The 17,214-nt window shown below is 30.5% G+C and carries 23 protein-coding genes and 1 tRNA gene; all 24 read left to right on the top strand.

The genetic code is table 11. The features are described 5' to 3' along the window. Positions 1-107: 107 nt before the first annotated feature. Positions 108-179 (top strand) — tRNA-Val (locus A9C19_RS14850). A 119-nt stretch (positions 180-298) separates the two neighbouring features. Beyond that, on the top strand, positions 299-1,213 hold the full coding sequence (locus A9C19_RS14845) for a tyrosine-type recombinase/integrase (RefSeq protein WP_072580658.1): 915 nt from the start codon (positions 299-301) through the stop codon (positions 1,211-1,213). An 11-nt stretch (positions 1,214-1,224) separates the two neighbouring features. Continuing rightward, positions 1,225-1,341, top strand: a complete 117-nt coding sequence (locus A9C19_RS14840; RefSeq protein WP_072580657.1) for an anti-repressor SinI family protein — start codon at positions 1,225-1,227, stop codon at positions 1,339-1,341. Next, positions 1,338-1,595 (top strand): hypothetical protein, encoded by a 258-nt coding sequence (locus A9C19_RS14835; protein ID WP_072580656.1) that lies wholly within the window; start codon positions 1,338-1,340, stop codon positions 1,593-1,595. Before A9C19_RS14840 ends, A9C19_RS14835 begins: the two co-directional genes overlap by 4 nt. Positions 1,596-1,609: 14 nt before the next feature. Next, positions 1,610-1,840 (top strand): hypothetical protein, encoded by a 231-nt coding sequence (locus A9C19_RS14830; protein WP_072580655.1) that lies wholly within the window; start codon positions 1,610-1,612, stop codon positions 1,838-1,840. 732 nt (positions 1,841-2,572) lie between these two features. Continuing rightward, positions 2,573-3,802: a hypothetical protein gene (locus A9C19_RS14825; protein WP_072580654.1), complete on the top strand. Its 1,230-nt coding sequence runs from the start codon at positions 2,573-2,575 to the stop codon at positions 3,800-3,802. Positions 3,803-4,484: 682 nt separating this feature from the next. Then, the gene (locus A9C19_RS14820) at positions 4,485-4,703 is read left to right on the top strand and encodes a BhlA/UviB family holin-like peptide (protein ID WP_072580653.1); all 219 of its coding nucleotides are present in this window, start codon (positions 4,485-4,487) and stop codon (positions 4,701-4,703) included. 83 nt (positions 4,704-4,786) lie between these two features. Then, complete coding sequence (locus A9C19_RS14815; RefSeq protein WP_072580652.1) at positions 4,787-5,203, top strand: hypothetical protein; 417 nt, start codon at positions 4,787-4,789, stop codon at positions 5,201-5,203. A 79-nt stretch (positions 5,204-5,282) separates the two neighbouring features. Beyond that, entirely contained in the window at positions 5,283-6,155 is an 873-nt protein-coding gene (locus A9C19_RS14810) for an SU10 major capsid protein (protein ID WP_072580651.1), read from the top strand. Between the two features lie 68 nt (positions 6,156-6,223). Continuing rightward, complete coding sequence (locus A9C19_RS14805; RefSeq protein ID WP_072580650.1) at positions 6,224-6,397, top strand: helix-turn-helix domain-containing protein; 174 nt, start codon at positions 6,224-6,226, stop codon at positions 6,395-6,397. A 250-nt stretch (positions 6,398-6,647) separates the two neighbouring features. Continuing rightward, positions 6,648-7,517: a hypothetical protein gene (locus A9C19_RS14800; protein WP_145925802.1), complete on the top strand. Its 870-nt coding sequence runs from the start codon at positions 6,648-6,650 to the stop codon at positions 7,515-7,517. A 59-nt stretch (positions 7,518-7,576) separates the two neighbouring features. Then, the gene (locus A9C19_RS14795) at positions 7,577-7,756 is read left to right on the top strand and encodes a hypothetical protein (RefSeq protein ID WP_072580648.1); all 180 of its coding nucleotides are present in this window, start codon (positions 7,577-7,579) and stop codon (positions 7,754-7,756) included. A gap of 44 nt (positions 7,757-7,800) precedes the next feature. Beyond that, on the top strand, positions 7,801-8,754 hold the full coding sequence (locus A9C19_RS14790; protein WP_072580647.1) for a hypothetical protein: 954 nt from the start codon (positions 7,801-7,803) through the stop codon (positions 8,752-8,754). Between the two features lie 253 nt (positions 8,755-9,007). After that, entirely contained in the window at positions 9,008-9,232 is a 225-nt protein-coding gene (locus A9C19_RS14785; protein ID WP_072580646.1) for a hypothetical protein, read from the top strand. After that, entirely contained in the window at positions 9,232-9,627 is a 396-nt protein-coding gene (locus tag A9C19_RS14780) for a hypothetical protein (protein ID WP_072580645.1), read from the top strand. The genes A9C19_RS14785 and A9C19_RS14780 overlap by 1 nt, the downstream gene beginning before the upstream one ends. Before the next feature lie 43 nt (positions 9,628-9,670). Beyond that, positions 9,671-11,272 carry a terminase large subunit domain-containing protein gene (locus tag A9C19_RS14775; RefSeq protein WP_072580644.1) on the top strand — a complete coding sequence of 534 codons (1,602 nt, stop codon included), beginning with the start codon at positions 9,671-9,673 and terminating at the stop codon, positions 11,270-11,272. A gap of 46 nt (positions 11,273-11,318) precedes the next feature. Continuing rightward, a complete protein-coding gene (locus A9C19_RS14770; protein WP_072580643.1) occupies positions 11,319-12,653 on the top strand; it encodes a phage portal protein in 1,335 nt (444 codons plus the stop codon). A gap of 530 nt (positions 12,654-13,183) precedes the next feature. Next, a complete protein-coding gene (locus A9C19_RS21820) occupies positions 13,184-13,351 on the top strand; it encodes a hypothetical protein (protein WP_158515096.1) in 168 nt (55 codons plus the stop codon). 53 nt (positions 13,352-13,404) lie between these two features. Beyond that, complete coding sequence (locus A9C19_RS14765) at positions 13,405-13,749, top strand: hypothetical protein (protein WP_072580642.1); 345 nt, start codon at positions 13,405-13,407, stop codon at positions 13,747-13,749. 125 nt (positions 13,750-13,874) lie between these two features. Further along, complete coding sequence (locus A9C19_RS14760) at positions 13,875-14,738, top strand: FxLYD domain-containing protein (protein ID WP_072580641.1); 864 nt, start codon at positions 13,875-13,877, stop codon at positions 14,736-14,738. 53 nt (positions 14,739-14,791) lie between these two features. Beyond that, positions 14,792-15,127 carry a hypothetical protein gene (locus A9C19_RS14755; RefSeq protein ID WP_072580640.1) on the top strand — a complete coding sequence of 112 codons (336 nt, stop codon included), beginning with the start codon at positions 14,792-14,794 and terminating at the stop codon, positions 15,125-15,127. Positions 15,128-15,129: 2 nt separating this feature from the next. Beyond that, positions 15,130-15,465 (top strand): hypothetical protein, encoded by a 336-nt coding sequence (locus tag A9C19_RS14750; protein WP_072580639.1) that lies wholly within the window; start codon positions 15,130-15,132, stop codon positions 15,463-15,465. 16 nt (positions 15,466-15,481) lie between these two features. Continuing rightward, positions 15,482-16,063, top strand: a complete 582-nt coding sequence (locus A9C19_RS14745) for a hypothetical protein (protein ID WP_072580638.1) — start codon at positions 15,482-15,484, stop codon at positions 16,061-16,063. Positions 16,064-16,334: 271 nt separating this feature from the next. After that, a complete protein-coding gene (locus tag A9C19_RS14740; RefSeq protein WP_072580637.1) occupies positions 16,335-16,712 on the top strand; it encodes a hypothetical protein in 378 nt (125 codons plus the stop codon). Positions 16,713-17,214: the final 502 nt, after the last annotated feature.

Here is a 17,214-nt window from a genome sequence, read left to right as displayed (position 1 = left end):
TATGGGGAATAGTGAATTACGTATTAATACGAAAATTCATTGACTTTCAGCAAGTTGGTTTTTATAATAGAAGATGTAGCTTTAAGAGCTACAAACGAATTACATACGATCCGATAGTTCAGTGGGAGAACACTACCTTGACAGGGTAGGGGTCGGGGGTTCGAATCCCTCTCGGATCATCATTCTATACGTATCAATGGTTTTAGCCATTTATAAAAATTAAAAAATGTTATGGTCGGAGTAATAACCGCCATACAAACTAAAGACCACTTCACTAAAAATGTGAGGTGGTCTTTTTTTGTTAATTAAATTTGCCCTACAAGATTTTTTAGAGGACAGAGAATTTAAAAATGTTTCCCAATCAACCCTTGAAAGTTACAAGGTAATCTTGAAACAATTTGAAGATTTCTGTACTACTAACGAGTTACTTAATGTTGAAGATATTACCGTTAATACTATCAAGAAATATCTAATTTATTGCCAAAAGAAAGGTAACAACGCAACAACAACTAACTCAAAGTTACAGCGTATTAGAGCATTCTTAAACTATATGATTGAATGTGAAGTTATCGAAAAGAACCCTGCTAAGAAAATTCAAAAGGCTAGAGAAGATATTAAAATTGATGTTTTTACAGATTATCACATTAAACAAATGTTGAATTATTACAGAAGGTTAAAAAATAGAGAACATGCCTTTCATTCTTATAGAGATTACACAATTATCGTTACCTTATTAGGCACTGGTGTACGCTTATCTGAAATGTGTGCATTGAAATGGAGTGATATTGATTTCACTCAACAAACTATGTCACTTTTCGGTAAGAACAGAAAGCGTGAAACTATTCCAGTTACAGAAAAATGTATGAAAGAACTGTCAGCGTATAAAGTCTTTTGTGAACAACATTTCAAAGGAAATTTAAATGAATACATCTTTACTAACCAAAAGAACGAACAAATAACACCTAATGCAGTAAAGAATGTGTTCAAACGATTAAGTAAAATTATGAATTTTCGTGATGTTAGACTATCAAGTCATACTTTTAGACATACGTTTTGTCAGAAATGTATCCAAGCAGGAATGAGTACATTTGCAATTCAAAAATTAATGAGACACTCAAATATATCAGTTACAGAGAAATACGCAGCCATGTGGGGAAATGACCTCAAAGAACAAAATGACAGATACAATCCATTAAATAACTTAGAGGTGTAGGAGGTCTATTAATGACTGAACCAACTAAAAGTGAATGGTTGGAATTGTTCTTGGAAGCGAAAAAAATTGGGTTGACGATTGAACAGATTAAATCATTTTTAATTAATCAAAAGGGGGAGCCAAAATGAACTCTATAAAAGAAACTATCTATATGATTGACGCTTTTCTTTTACAGAAACAATTTGGAACTTTAGTAATAGAGGATAGACAAGCCTTCTTACAATTGCCTGTAGGTGAGTTAATTACTCTAAATGAATCAAATTTAATAGAAGTTATTAATGATGGTGAATACTATCCCATTACTTATGAGGAAGCAGTAAATACAATATCTACTGATGGTTGGTCATTATTTGCAGGATTAGATTGTAGAGTGAAAATTTAAAGGGAGAGATTAAAATGAAAACAAAAAATAACCAAAAATATGAAGTGTTTGGCACTATAAACTTGCCTATATCTATAGAAGTAGAATGTTCTAACATGGAAGAAGCAATTTATCATGCTCAAGTAAAACTAGATGAATTAGGCATAAAGGCGATAAAATTACAAATCACTACCATTAATGAACAATTAATTACCCCAAAAGTTCATGATTTTGAGGTGCAAGTCGAAAGAGCGTTTGAATTATAAAGAATAAAAAAAAGAGACAAGGTACTCGCAATACCTTGTCTCCACGCTTTTATTTTGTCGAATAAAAACTGAATAAGAAACACCTTATTCCCCTCTATTATAAAATTTTAAAAAATAGATTACAAGGGGTCTAGTTTCCTATTGTCTTTTTTCTGAAAAATGACCAATATTTTCCGAATGGTTCTCTTAAATCCATTGGTAGGACTAGGTTTATTTTATAAAAAAGTATCTGCAATAGGAAGGGTGTTTCAGTCGAGGTTGCCGATTAAATCGACTATAAATATCCATCGTCAGGTTTAGGACTGTGCCAAAGCCATAAAAACAGGATAGGATACAATAAGCATTTTCCCTTTTTCATGCTAGTGTCTGAATGGTGCGAACGACCGTTAACGGTTCGGTTGGAAAGTTTGAGGTAGATATACCTGCAAGACAAACCACACTTCCTGTCATGGGCAAACTTTTGACAGTAGGCTTGTTGAGAAGAAAATTCTCCGACAAATAGGGTTGATACATACGGATACTATGACCGATATACAATCAAGTCGCTTGTCTATTGTCATTGATTTTTTTATCTTTGACAGTAGGCAACAACTTTGTCCAGCCGTTGCTATTCCCTCAACCAATCAAGCCGAAACCACAAAAGCAAGTCATGCATTAATTTAAATAGTCCTCAATAAAAAGTCAATTTTATCGTAAAAATGTATTACAATATAATCAAAGGAGATAATCAATATGCCAAACTATAAATTTATAGAAAAAATCAGTGAAGTATACAGTGATAATTGGGTTGGAACATCTAAATATTACATTTGGGATGAAGTCGAGTATGCCAAACTTATAATTAAGATTGGAAAGACAATTAGTAATCACATGTTCAAAGATGTATTCCTTATGGCTAAATATTACTATCATGTTGAAAAGATAAACAATGATAAATTGATAAAAGAAAAATTAGAGGAATTAATAAGGATTAAAAAATTCCCAATCAATAATCAATTAATATTTAAGGGTTTGATTGATGGTGCTATTAGCGGATCAAAGAAGCAACACATGAAAGTTTGTAGAGCTATTAGGATTACACAAAATGAGATAGATCAAATTAATTCTTTGTCAGATAATACAACACGTAAAATTGCATTCACCATGCTATGTATGTGGAAGGCGAATGGTAATAAACCATATAGAGCATCAATGCATCAAATTGCAAATGAGATAGGGATAAATGCAAATGGGAAAAAATTGAAGGATATATATTTTACTTTGTTATTTAAGGAAAAAATAATATATCGTTACAACAATAGGGTTGAAAGAAGGAAAAGGTTACTTGAGAAATTAGTGGAGGTTGATAGTCAATATGGTGAGTTATTTATACCTTACGATGCGATAAAGTATGAAAGCCACTTGTTAAGACCTACAAGAAAAAGTGCAATTGCGATATGGAGATATGAGCAGGATTATTATGAAACTCCTTATTTAAAAACTTCTGATTACTATAAAGAAATGACACCTGAGCAGAAAGAAGCATTTAAAGTAAGTAGACATAAAGTGAATGAAGAAGATATGCTTGGTGATGATGAACTAGATAAGTTCTACAGTAGCATTAACTTGGACTACATAAAGAAGAATATTGATTATATAGCATGGATTTATTCTAGAAACGATTTTGCAAGGTTAATAGGTGGAGATGTGTTTTATGAAGAAAATCAAGCGCATGAAAAGATAAAGGTATTATTTGCTGATAGTGAATTAACTGATGGAATAGTTATTGATGTAAATAATTTATCAGGCGAGTATGATAAGTTGTTTGGTAGAAATAAAGTGTTATTTGGTAATTGTACTGATTGTGGAATTAAGATAGTGAAAAACAGCAATAGAACTAAATACTGTTCTGATTGTAGAATTAAGGTTAGAAATGAAAAGGTAAAAGAAAATATGCGCAAAATGAGAAATAAAACTGTTTAGTTGTTATCAAATAGAAGTATTTTTACTATAGGTGGATACCTGTGGATGATGAAAAATACAGAGTATCCACCAAAAATTGCTCGAAAACAACAAAAACGTTCAGACAAACAAGCCTTCAACCCTTGGTGCTATTAAGTTTGTATTCTCGATAATAGGAGGGGGAATGTGTCCCCAAGAATGTCACGCTCAGTTTCATCCTGTTAGGAAAATAGAACACGCTATCCCTTGATAATACTACATTTTTTCTATGTTTTTTAAAGATACGTTAATCGTCTTTAAGGGAAGGGAACAGAAAAACAAAAAGAATATCGTAATAAAACACGTGGACACTTAGGTAAGTCCTGAAACCCTTGATACCATTGACTTTTTAGCACATCGAGTCTAAAAATGTATATGGAAGAAAGAGAATATAGAAAATTAAGACCGTTATTTAGTTTATATATCAGTATGGATAACACTAGTAATTTTCATTGGTTGCCAATTGCTAATAATCTGATTGACCACGAATGAAGGTTATTACCTTCACGAAAGAATCCTCCAATATACATTCTTTCATTTTTACAACCTCTCCTTTCATCAGAGTCACTTATTATAGTGGCTCTCTTTTTGTTTATTCCCCGATTTTATACCTTCATTTTTTTCACTCATATTTTTTACAATTAATTTTTAGGAGGTGTTTACAGTGGATATTACTACTGTTCCAATAGATCAATTAGTATCGAATGGAATATTTGCTTGTTTGTTTATTTGGCTTTTAGTTAATCAACAAAAAGATAGTAGAGAACGTGAACAAAGATTAACTGCACAAATTAATAAACAAAATGAAGCACAAGAAAAAATTGTCCAATCGCTTGAAAGGTTGGAAATGCAAATTACAAATTTAAAAGAAGAGGTTAAGTAATTACTTTCCTTAATAGGGTTGGGTATAGAAAATTCCTTTACCTGTAAAAAAAGGGTCAAAAAATAATCTAGGAGGTTAGAAGAATGGCAGAAGAAATCAGTTTTACCCAGGAGCAAGTTGATCAAATGAAACAAGAATGGATTGAGCTAGAATTAAGTCCGATTGTTTCAGAAAGGGATGAACTTTTACAGTTCAAACCAAAAGATTTGTCAGAAGATGAAAAAGCAATGCTAACTAAACAGAAAGAGTTATTTGATAAAGAAGTATCTCTTGAAGTTAAGGCAGCAGGTCTTGGTAAATTTGAAGAGTTCTTTGTTGTTGAGTCTACTGAACAACTTGTAGAAAAAATTGAAAAGTTTCAAGCAGTTTTACAAGAATACAAAGTGGAAAATTCTTATGTTCCAACAGACCATAAGCAAACAAATCCATATGATAAGTTTGAACAAGAAAAGAATACTAAAGGCATGATTGGTACAAAATTAGCAAACCTATTTAAGTAAGCACTTTATACATTGTATATGGTGCTTTTTTATATTAAAAATATTGGGTAGTGACCAACACTAGAGGAGAATTTATATTATGTTTACATCTGAAAACTTTACTAAAACTGAACAAATTTCATTATCACAAGAAATTGCTATTATCGGTGTGCAAGCAACTCCATTTACTTCTATGCTTATGGCAAAAGGTAACATTGAGAAAGCACTTAGCACAGTTTATACATGGAGAGAAAAAACATTGGATCAAACTGATGATTTATCAGCACTTGAAGGTGAAGATACTACAGAATTTTTCGAGTCTGCTAGAGCAGAATTATCTAACATTCTTGAAATCTTTAAAAAAGGTGCTTCATTAAGTGGAACAGCAATTGCTATGAAACGTAACCAATTAGCAGAAGAAGTTAATGACCGTTTACTTGAATTGAAAATTAACATGGAGAAAAAGTTTATCAATGGATTAAAGGCAGATGGTTCTGTAACTCCATTCAAACGTCAATTATCAGGTCTTATTGAAATGGCAGACGCTTCTAATGCTGTAAGTGTTACTGGTGTTGTTACAGAGGAAAAAGTTAAAGAGGTAATGCGTAAACTTTGGAATCAAGATTTAGCAGAAGGTACAGTATATGCTTTCCTTAATGCAGATTTAAAGGAACAAGTTGATAACATCTACAAAGACAAATATGGTTACAATCACGTAACTACATCATTTGGTCTATTAGTTGAATCAATCAATACTAATTACGGTAAAGTGAACTTTGTTCTATCTAAACATGTTCCAGCAGATAAGATTGTTGTGTTTAATGACGCTTATGTTGATTTAGTTTACCTTCGTGAGCCACACTTTGAAGCACTTGCTAAAACAGGTGATTCAGTTAAAGGTCATGTAATTGCTGAATCTACTCTTAAAGTTGGTTCTAAGAAAGCAGTAGCAGTTGTGACTGTTACAGAATAATTAATACATAATCAAGAAGGGTCTACTTGCATATGCTTGTAGGCTCTTTTTATTTAGGAGAAAAAGGAATGATTAAAAAGGATGAGTATTTTTTAAAACGTAGACAAAAGAAAATTTCAATGAAGGAATTAGCAAAAAATATAGGCTGTAGCCAATCATTGATCAGTCGCTATGAGACTGGTGATTGTGGTATGAGTGACAGCAAAATAAAGAGATATAGAGAATACATAGATAAAAAATAATTCTAAAATACAATCGGAAGTTGAGGTGAAAAAGTGAAAGAATTTAGAAATTCGTCATGACCACTCCTTTTATTTTATGACCGTTTGAAGAAAATGAGGAATATACTTCAAACAATTATGGTCACTGAATAAAAGGAGAGTCTACCCTTTAATTTTGTGGGGTAGATGGTTAATGACGACAAATAATGTTGTCAGTGTATATAAAAGGTAGTGGGAGAGTTTTCTCTTTCACAAAGTTATGAAGCAAGTATTGAAAGAAAAATTTCAAAGTTGGACAAATGATATTAATGAGGATTATAAATTAATCCTTACAAATGACTTGGATAGTTTATTTACAGTAGCTGTATTAAAACATTTATTCGGGTGTCAGGTAGGTTTATTTTATGACTTCAAAACTTTATATTCTACAAAGTCAGAAAGATTTGATAAAACAAAATTAATCGGTGCAGATTTAGCGATTGAAGATAAAGAGATTAAAACTTTTTGCAATCACGTTACAAGAATGACAAAGGGAGATACTGTAAATCCAATGTCGGCTAATTTGAATAATTTTGCAAAAGGTGTATATGGTGGCGGTTCAATTCAATCAACAACTTATTTCCGTAAATATGGTGGGTCTACCGCATTAACTGTTTTATCACTCTATGAAGCATTTGATAAATTATTATTACCTAACCATAAAGAATTAACGGATGAACAAAAAAAGATACTTGTTTCCATTGATAGTTACTTTTTAGGTGCTTATTTACATAAACACTATGAAGGATATGACTACTTTTACAGATGGCAACGAGTATTGGAATTAGAAATGTTTCAAGATATATTTGACAATAGTACACAAAAGGAATTAGAACATTTTCAAAAGGATAAAAAATTAAAAGGAAGTATATTTACTAAAGGAACTGGTTTAGGAACTGGTTTAGATTTAGATTATTTAAAAGAACATTTCCCGATGTTAGATTTTAGTTTGGAAATCACTTTCGTAAATTATTTTGAACTAGCTAAACCAATTAATACAAAATTTTATACAGGAATGTCTAAACATGATCTTAATGGTCATGTTTTTTCTTTGTCTGTAATTAATCGGGATAAAGTAGTTTATACAAGTTATCCAGCGTAATACATAACTCTGTGGGGTGTCTTAATGGCACTCCTTTTAAAATTCCAGGAGGTAATCACATGAATAAATCAGATTTTTTCTTTGTTTATAACAAACGAGTAAGCGACTTTCTAAAAACTAAAGGAATCAATTTTATATGTGTAGCAATTGAGCCGAAATCACAGAAAATGTTCTCACTTTATTACATTAATGACGATTTACAAAAGGCACTTGCAGAGTACAAACAACTAAACAACTAATCATATCCAAAAAAACAATCTTAAATTTAATCGGAGGTTTTACCATGAAATACGAAGATGTAAAAAAACTATCAGGATACAATGATTTTAAAGGATTCGAAACCGACTTATATATGCCTAATGAAATATTTGACGATTTGAAGAAGATACAATTTAAATCGACTTCACATTTAGCATTTTCTTATTCTTACATTTACTTAATTACTTGGTTTTATAGATACGCTAAATATGGACAAATATATGTTAATGTAAAAATGATTAAAGAAATTCTAGGTTATAAACCAAACTATGAAAAAATTGATTATATCATTAAGAAAGATGGAATTCTTGATCAAATTAACTACACTCTCACTACTAAAGACTATCCATTGACTTGGGAGTTTAAAGAGGGGATTAATTTGGATATAGAATTCTGTTTACTAAGTGATTTAGATGAAATAGTGAGATTAGATGAGGTTAAACGTAGAGGTAGAAATACTAAGATCAAATATCCAGTTAAACATTTTCATAGAGATAAAGAATCATTTGAATGTGGTGATTTAGACGGGATATTTTACGATATTAGTAATACTCATATGATTGACTTTCAAGTGTTCTTATTCTGTATGAGTAATAAGGAGTTAGGGTGTACAGGGTTTTATTTATATTGTTACTTGAAGAAAATGAATGATAAGTATGGTGAAGGTTATGATGTACCGTTGCCAAATTTAGCATACGAAACAGGAATTAAACCTAGAACACTAGATAAATATATTGACGTACTAAAGAAATTCAGAATGATAAATTGTATTTATAATCAAGAATATTATGTTGCAGGTTTAAGTAAAGAAGAAAGAAAAGCAAACACTTATATTACTAATGAATACGTTGCTTTTTCAGATGAAGTAGTGCCTATCATGAAAATGAGATCAATGACTTTAGAGGATTATGAGAAGAAAAAATTAGAATCAGTGGTAATTGAGGAAAATGTTAATGATAATTTACCTTTAAATTTCTAATTTTTAAAAAAACCCCTTTTATGCGATACATATAACATAGAGTGATAATGTGAATGGAATGTTAGTTATTATACTCTATTATTATATATTATATTTAACGTTAACTATTATAAACTAAGTATAAATATTAACTATCTATATTTCATATAGCGCAAAATGTGGGGTTTTTTAAAAATACATAAATTTGGTATGTGGGCTAGGTCTAATCTAGTCCTTTTTTTTTATTCTTAAAACAATCCAGGAGGAATTTATAATGAAATTATTTAAACGTCAATCTAAAAGAAAAGTTATTCATTTGTTGAAAGAAGAAATAAGAGAACTTAATGATATGAAGGTTATGCTTAAGGATGTTAGAGAAAATGTTGAAACTATACAATTAGATATAGATGAATTGCTTAATCATACACAGTATATGAGTTTATTTCTTGAAGAAGCAAAAGGTGTTTTAAAGGAAATGCGTAAGGAAGGTGAAAATTAATGAGCATCTATGAAGCGTTGAAGCAACTTAGGGGTTGGAAGAAAGCAGAGTATTTCAAATGGAAACATGATATTCGTTATGATCAAACTCTTCCACAAAAGACAGCGGAAGAATTTTTAAATATGATTGGCAATAAGACTATGAACGAGTTTATTAAATGGGAACGTACAGCCGAGTATAAGCAACTACTAGCAATTTACTTAGACAGTTGTATTGCTAATGATTTAGATGAAATCTATAAGAAGGTATCTGAATTAGCCAAGACAGGAGAAACACAAAGTGTAAAATTATTTCTCCAATTACAAAAGGATATATCTAATTATGCAAAGGCAGCCGAAAAAGCATTTAGTGTAGATGAAGAAATAATTGAAGAAGATGATGATTTAGAAATTTGAGAGGTTCATTGGAAACTTCTCTTTTTATGTTGGGGGTGAGAATATGACAACAAAGATGACCAAGCAACAAAAACTGAAAATGATAATGGATGACTTTACACTGTTTGCAAAAAACTTTGTTTATATTATTGATAACAACAACGAGAAGGTTAAATTAGAACTAAATACTGCACAGTTAGAGTTAAATAACCTTATGAATAAGAATCGCTTTGTAATTGTTTCTAAGGCCCGTCAAGGAGGGATATCTACTTATACCCTGGCTAAAGCATTGTGGAGAGCATTAAAAAACGAAAATGAAAATATTATTATTGTTTCCTATAAATTAGATTCATCAAAGGCATTATTTGAGAAGTTGAAAACTATGCAAGAATGGTTGCCTAGAGACAAATATCCTGATTTATTCCCTAAAGTAAGAAGGGAAAATAGAGATGAAATATTCTTTAATAACGGTTCTAGGATTAGTTGTATTGTTGCAGGTAACAAATCTATTGGTCGTGGTAGTACATACAGTTATATCCATTTATCGGAGTTTGCTTTTTACAGTAAACAAGATATGCAATTGTTATCTGCTGAACAGTCGCTTATGAAAGGTGATATTAGTCAATTAACCATTGAAACTACTTCTAATGGTATCGGAAATAAGTATTATGAATTGTTCATGTCTGCATGGAAAGGTAATTCAAAGTACAAGGCTATGTTCATTCCTTTCTATCATGACTTGTATAAAAAGCAATTCAAAAATGACCATGACGAAGCCGAGAAATGGTACAAGGAAGATAATAAAGGTAAACGGTTATCTGTAGCAGAATTAGAGCCAGAAGAGAAGATGTTACATAAAAGTGGTGCTAATTTACGTTTCCTAATGTGGAGAAGATATAAATTACTTGATATGGATTTACAGGATTTTCAACAAGAGTATCCTTCAAATCCAATGGAAAGTTTCATTAGTACAGGGTTAAGTGTATTTGATCAATCTAAGGTACTAGAAAGGATTAATTATCTACTTCCACCAATGGAAAAGGCTACAGTGCAGCCTGAACTAGATGTTATACTTCACAAATATGTGAATCGTGGTTTATATATCTATCATTTACCTAAACGTGGTATGAAGTATTACGGTGGTGTTGATACGTCTGCTGGTGGTGGCGGTGATGATTCTACAATTTCATTATTTGATTCAGATGGACAACAGGTGCTTAGTTTCTACAATAACAAGGTACCTGTTTATTTATTTGCAGAAATAGTAAATGAGATTGGTAGATTGTACAATTACGCTTTTCTTTGTGTGGAAAGAAATAGTTACGGTTCTCCATTATTAGAGCGTTTAAGAAGAGATTACAATTACATGAATCTATATAAGCAGAAGATGTTCGACCAAAAAGGTAAAAAGAAAATGCAATTAGGTTTCATGACAACAGTAGCAAGTAAGAGTGTACTAATTAGTGATTTCAAAGAGCAATTTGAACGAGGATTAATAAATATAGAGTGTAAAGAAACGCTTCAACAAATGCAGATATTCCAAGAGTCAGATGGCAAGATGGGTAACAAAAAAGGTGAAAAGAATCATGATGACTTAGTTATTTCATCTGCATTAGCAGTTCAAGGAATTAAAGTTGGTAAATGGTACGTGGATATAGCAGGTTAGGTGCATTTAAGTCCTAACCTTATTTTTATTATAAGGGGGAAATACAGTGAAAAGTGAACTACAGGATAAATTAGAAACCTATTTGAAACAGTATCATGAGAATCGTTCAGAGTGGTTCTTAGATGAAATAGGAATGGTTAGCCAGCAACAAAGGGTTACTAAAATAAATGACTTAAAAGAATATTTAAACGGTTTTCATGCGATATTAAATAGACCTAGTGAATTGTACAATGGAAAAGAGTTTAAACCGAGAAAGATTATACTGCAATATGCTAAAACGTTATTAAACTTTCAAACAGCATATTTATTACAGAATCCTATTACATTGACAGGTAAAGAGAATGTTGTGAGAGAGTATCAAAAGGTAAATAAGAAAGGTAAATATGACCGTTTAAATATCTCTATTCTCGATAAGATAAACAAATATGGAATCTGTGCTGAATATATCTATATGGATAAAGGAGTTATTAAAAGTAAGTTAATTGATCCTTCTGCAAGTTATCCAATATACGATAATGAGAATAACTTAATTGCGTTCATTGAAGCATATGTCCAAGACGCAGTTAGTTATTATACTGTGTTTACAGATGAAATTGTATATAGTTATAACAATCTAGGTGGTAAATTACGCTTAGTAGGTCAGAATCCTAATATTAGTGGATTACCAATTGTATATCATAATCAAAATGAATTGAGTGCCACAGAAGGTAGAAGTGAATTAGAGGATTGGATTAGTCTATTAGATTCAATGGAAGATTTAATTAGTAAATATACAGATTCTTTCTATAAACATCATAATCCTATTCCAGTTGCTATTGGTCAACAATTAAAAGGTGAAGGTATATCGGCTAATGTTGTAGGTCAGGGTATCCAATTAGATGATGGCAGCGATTTCAAGATGGTAAGTAATCAATTGGACTATCAATCATTTAATACTATCTATAAGACTCTAGTACAATCATTACTAGACATATCACAGACACCTGCTGTCAGTATGAACAAGACAGATATATCTAATCTAAGTGAGGTTAGTATAAAGTTATTGTTCTCATTGGCTAATATTAAAGCAGGAATGAATGAACAGTTTATGCGTGATGGGTTAGAACAAAGATTTGATAAGATTAGAACATTGTTAGCGTATAAAGGTATAACGTTCAGTGAAGATGATTATGAGAGTTTAGATATTGTATTTCAATATGCTATGCCTTCAAATGATAAGGAGATTATTGAGAACATCAAAGAATTACGTCTGTTAGGTGGATTGAGTTTAGAAAGCCTACTATCACATAGTCCATATACAAGTGATGTGCAAATGGAGTTACAAAGGATAAATGAAGAGGGTAGTCAGATAGAGGATAAAGTAGAGGTATTAGAGATTTAAATAGAATAAGATTGATTAAATGGAATTGTTGATATGACAAGGGTGAGAGGGTAAAGTGATATATTGAAACTTTCGCTCTTGTTATGAAACGGTCAGCGAGCCAGTCAAAAAAAATAGGCTAGTTGGGTAGAAAAAAATATTCTGTCAAGTATATTAACTTTACAGTGTTTTTATTCAGATTCCATGCATATTTTAGAGATGATAAAACCAAAATTTTATACAGTTTTTAAAGAGTAGGAAGAGTTAAAAACGTTGATATATCAAGGTTGTATAAAATACTGTATATCTTATAATAAATAGAAGTTGCTAAAGCGTTGATACATAAGGGTTCTTGGAAAACTTAACTTCCGATAGGTGCTATTATGTAAACTAGATTCGTATACTATATACACTTATATACATATAAGATATACGAATGACTGAATATAGATACCCCTAATCAGAAAAATGAGTCCGCAGCATACTAAATTTTTCACACGAGAAGTATTTCTCTTTTCCCTCTCGCTAATAATTATGTGTGGAGGTGCTTTATGAATTTAATGCAGAAAGAAAAAATCATTGAACTAAAATTAAATGTTATTGGTGTAATAATTAATCTTGAGCAAGACCATTTATATACAAAAGAGGATGCAATAAAGAAATTAAGAGAAGTTCTTTCTATTTTAGATGATGAGGATAAACATATTAAATACACGTAGAAGGAAATCATTCCCTTGTGTCGAATTAAGTAGGTATATGGGAGGTGTGCGAATTGATTGTAGATAAAAAATATAAATGTTTAAATTGTAATACCGAAACGAATATAGAAAATAGTGAACAAGAAAAAATATTCAAATTAATTATTCCTAATGAAATTGTACCTAATGATTCATTAGAACTGGTATATGCAAATCATTATAAATTTGGTCATCATAAATTTTGCAATGAGAAATGTTATAATCTTAAAGTTTTAGACAATGCAATTAATGATTTAACTCATTCGTTAAATTTTCCAGAAGATCACTTTTTACCTTTGCATTTTGATAGAGATATTTCTAAAGCAAAAGATACGTTAATTAAATTAAAAGAGTTCAAAGAAACTTTACAAAAAAATTGATTCAAAGATTAATCTTTTAAAAACACTCATTAATTTGGGTGTATTTTCTTATTAAGAAACATAATTGTTCTTTATAATGTCCTGGCGTGGTAAAATTTAACTATACTACATAAGGGGGATTAATTTTGAAGAAATTATTGTCTGTAAAGTTTATCATTGCTTATGTCATTTCATTAAGTGTTATTATTGTAAGTTTTTATTTCTATAATAACAGATTTATTGAAGATGATTTCCCAAAATATGAGGAAGCAATCTTACAGAATGAAGAAATTAATGAATATATTAATGATGTAGTTTTCTTTCGTGATGAAGAATCAGTTAATAAGACAGAAGGTTTTAGATTTGCAGATTATTTTGTTTCTAGTAATCCAACAGCAGATTTCGAAAACTTAGACGATATTGAAAAATTGAATATCATGCAAACTATAATCGAAACTGTAAGAGACGAGAGTTCGAATAATAGTGTAGCAGGTGGAGACTTCGATTGTGGCAAGAAAAATATTTGTTCATTTAATACATTTGTAATAAGTGGTGAGAAGGATGGGAATAGAACTTATTATCAAATATCTAATGTGGATTTAAATGAGGAAGTTAATTATTCAATGGAAGTTTCGTATGATGAAAACGGAGATTACAATCCAAGAAATGTTTCAAATGAGAAAGAAAATATTACTACAACTAATTCAGAATCTACAGATAATACACCAAGTATAGAAGTGGTGGAGCATAAAGGCACAATTGACGGTGATTATATTTATGTTACAGGAGCAGTTAAAAATAACAGTGAATTTGCTTATAGTTTTGTAGAAGTTAAGGTTACATACTTTGATAAAGATGGAAATGTACTTGATACTGAAACATCTTTTGTAAATAGCAGTGATTCACTATTACCTAATGAAAGAAAAAGTTTTGAGATTATGACACAAATGGTAGGACAAAAGTATCCAAAATATAAGGTAGAAGTTGTCGATTTTAATACAGATTATTAGGGAAGTGCCATTTTCGGCACTTTTTTTTATTTTTTATGAAAGGAGTGTGACCAATGCAACAATATCAATATGACGCTATCTATAAAGTGAAATATCATGATTTTATTAAGCAGTTTAGTGAATATGTCAGTGAATATTTATCTACTGATTTCATTAGTAAGATTGAACACCAAGAAATTAAACATTCTACAGGCGGACATTCTTATTTACGTGGATTTCATAAACAATATGGTAATCAATTTAGAAGATACATATTAGATCAGAATGGTAAATGGTTTGAGTTTAGTAAATCTTGGTATGTTGGTCTAGGTAATGAAGTAACAGAAGATACAGTTAAAGCATTTATCATTGATGTTTACCACGAATATCACATAAACAAGGAGGATTAACAATGACAAACTTACAGCGGCTACAATTAGAAGTAAAAGGAATTACCTTATCTCAAGAAGAATTATCTATCTACCTTATGGAAGCCGATTTAAACCCACATCAAGAATACAATCCTCAATCATCCACCTCTAAACGCAGCATATATTGTGCAGCATTAAGTATCCTTGAATCAATTGCTAATAATCCATCAAACATGAAAAACTACAAAGAAGATGATATGTCTGTTTCTGACTTTGCGGAGAATATACAATCACGTATAGATCAATTAGAGAGGAAAATTAGAACTATGAAAAGAGATGAATCAGATAGTAATTTCTTTATGCTATTTAACTCTTAATGGAAGGGGGATATAGATGTTTAATCCACTTGAAACGAATACAAATGATGTTCAATTCTTATTAGATAACGCTGGAAAAGATGTTTTGATAAATGGAGAAACAACAAAAGTGTTAATTACTAACCCCTCTATTAGTGAAGCGGAGGAAAGATATATACATACTCTTTCAGACGTTTCTAGGGGTGATTTGGTTGAATTAGAAGGTGAGTATTACTTAGTTATCACAGAGTCTATAACTAAGCGAAATTCTAAGTATAAAGCGCTTATAAGACATTGTAATTATGTTATTAATATTCCTGGTGAAACGACAAAAACTCAAGTTGGCACAGATGTATTTGGACTACCAATCTATGAATACATAGAAGGTGAATCTATATTCGTTCCAATAATTATAGAAAAAACAATGTTTAGTGTTAGTCAATCTAGTGCTATAAGGTTACCTAATAATCAAATGAGTTTAATTCTACAGGATAATTCCTCAAACAAGGATATGTTTAAAATTAACTATGAATATGATCTCTATGAATCTAAATGGAAGGTAATTAATAGAGACTTCACTAAAAATGGACTATTAATTTTAACTTGTGAAATTGTTTAGTAAAGGAACACTTTACAAATTTATACAACCACTTTATAATAGAAATTGTAAAAATAATAAGTGAAGTGGTCGATTTCTATAAATGTTTATTGACTAATTGATACATAAATAATTGATTCGGTCTACCTTGACAGGGTAGGGGTCGGGGGTTCGAATCCCTCTCGGATCATCGAATTAGAAAGCTCCAATTCCTTATATAGGGATTGGGGCTTTTTTATTTATCTTGATTAGCTAACCCTTTTATCAAAATGACACTCCAATATATGTTCAAATGCAACATCTAAAAGATAATAGTACTCAACAAATAAACAAAATGAAAAAAAATAAGCAATTGCATCCGATTATAAATGAATTATTTGCAGGTGATTTTAAAGAAGTAAATACATCAAACATAACTAAGATTTATAAAGTCAATTGTTCAAAAATGAAAACAATTGATGATTTTTCCTTTGATTCAGTAAGGGAGTTTTTTAGCGAAAGTTTCTTTGCTGCAGATGGAGGCATATTTATTCAACCTAATTCATGGACGCTTATTAATGAAATAGCAGAAACAGTCACCCTTAGGTACTTCGCATCAAAAACAAAAAATACTTATCTTATTACTGATGATATAACTAAAGAAATAAAAGCTATTTTTGTCAGACCTTAGTAATAATAAAAAAAGATCTTTAATGGAAGATCTTTTTTTATTGCCTATAAACCTAAAGCTTTATGTTGATTTAAGTTGTATATATAACCTTTTGAATATCTAATTTAACTCCCTCTACTTCTAATAAATTAAACTTCGTGTGAAATATCTATTAACACAACAAAGAATTAATAGTTAAAACTCCTTAAATCCTTGATAGAACTGGATATGAGGCGTTTTTTTATTTTATCAGGAACGAAAGATAAGTGTTATTAACACGTCTAGAGGAATGAAACATCAAATTCTTGTGTGATTGAAGGAGATCGTGTTAGTAGTAGGTATCTTTCTAAAGGTAACAAGATAGTTGTAGTAAACTTTTACAGGAATAGTAAAGCCTAAAATTCTAAATAATACTTGATAAAAAATTTTTTTCAGTTATAATCAATTAAAGACATGAAGACTCTTTAATATGATTTATCTTGAGATTAAAGTGTCACCTGTATACGAATGTATTTTTATATTT

The organism is Bacillus weihaiensis (assembly GCF_001889165.1).
In the GTDB taxonomy this organism is placed as follows: Bacteria; Bacillota; Bacilli; order Bacillales; family Bacillaceae; genus Metabacillus; species Metabacillus weihaiensis.
The sequence above is the reverse complement of the archived record's forward strand: the minus strand, read 5'-3'. Positions and strand labels throughout refer to the sequence as shown.

Coding starts and splice junctions, on each gene's coding strand:
- A9C19_RS14745 (WP_072580638.1), top strand. CDS start 15,482: ATGTTTAATCCACTTGAAACGAATACAAATGATGTTCAATTCTTATTA.
- A9C19_RS14830 (WP_072580655.1), top strand. CDS start 1,610: ATGAAAACAAAAAATAACCAAAAATATGAAGTGTTTGGCACTATAAAC.
- A9C19_RS14775 (WP_072580644.1), top strand. CDS start 9,671: ATGACAACAAAGATGACCAAGCAACAAAAACTGAAAATGATAATGGAT.
- A9C19_RS14795 (WP_072580648.1), top strand. CDS start 7,577: ATGAATAAATCAGATTTTTTCTTTGTTTATAACAAACGAGTAAGCGAC.
- A9C19_RS14790 (WP_072580647.1), top strand. CDS start 7,801: ATGAAATACGAAGATGTAAAAAAACTATCAGGATACAATGATTTTAAA.
- A9C19_RS14750 (WP_072580639.1), top strand. CDS start 15,130: ATGACAAACTTACAGCGGCTACAATTAGAAGTAAAAGGAATTACCTTA.
- A9C19_RS21820 (WP_158515096.1), top strand. CDS start 13,184: ATGAATTTAATGCAGAAAGAAAAAATCATTGAACTAAAATTAAATGTT.
- A9C19_RS14840 (WP_072580657.1), top strand. CDS start 1,225: ATGACTGAACCAACTAAAAGTGAATGGTTGGAATTGTTCTTGGAAGCG.
- A9C19_RS14755 (WP_072580640.1), top strand. CDS start 14,792: ATGCAACAATATCAATATGACGCTATCTATAAAGTGAAATATCATGAT.
- A9C19_RS14815 (WP_072580652.1), top strand. CDS start 4,787: ATGGCAGAAGAAATCAGTTTTACCCAGGAGCAAGTTGATCAAATGAAA.
- A9C19_RS14805 (WP_072580650.1), top strand. CDS start 6,224: ATGATTAAAAAGGATGAGTATTTTTTAAAACGTAGACAAAAGAAAATT.
- A9C19_RS14785 (WP_072580646.1), top strand. CDS start 9,008: ATGAAATTATTTAAACGTCAATCTAAAAGAAAAGTTATTCATTTGTTG.
- A9C19_RS14825 (WP_072580654.1), top strand. CDS start 2,573: ATGCCAAACTATAAATTTATAGAAAAAATCAGTGAAGTATACAGTGAT.
- A9C19_RS14780 (WP_072580645.1), top strand. CDS start 9,232: ATGAGCATCTATGAAGCGTTGAAGCAACTTAGGGGTTGGAAGAAAGCA.
- A9C19_RS14835 (WP_072580656.1), top strand. CDS start 1,338: ATGAACTCTATAAAAGAAACTATCTATATGATTGACGCTTTTCTTTTA.
- A9C19_RS14740 (WP_072580637.1), top strand. CDS start 16,335: ATGCAACATCTAAAAGATAATAGTACTCAACAAATAAACAAAATGAAA.
- A9C19_RS14810 (WP_072580651.1), top strand. CDS start 5,283: ATGTTTACATCTGAAAACTTTACTAAAACTGAACAAATTTCATTATCA.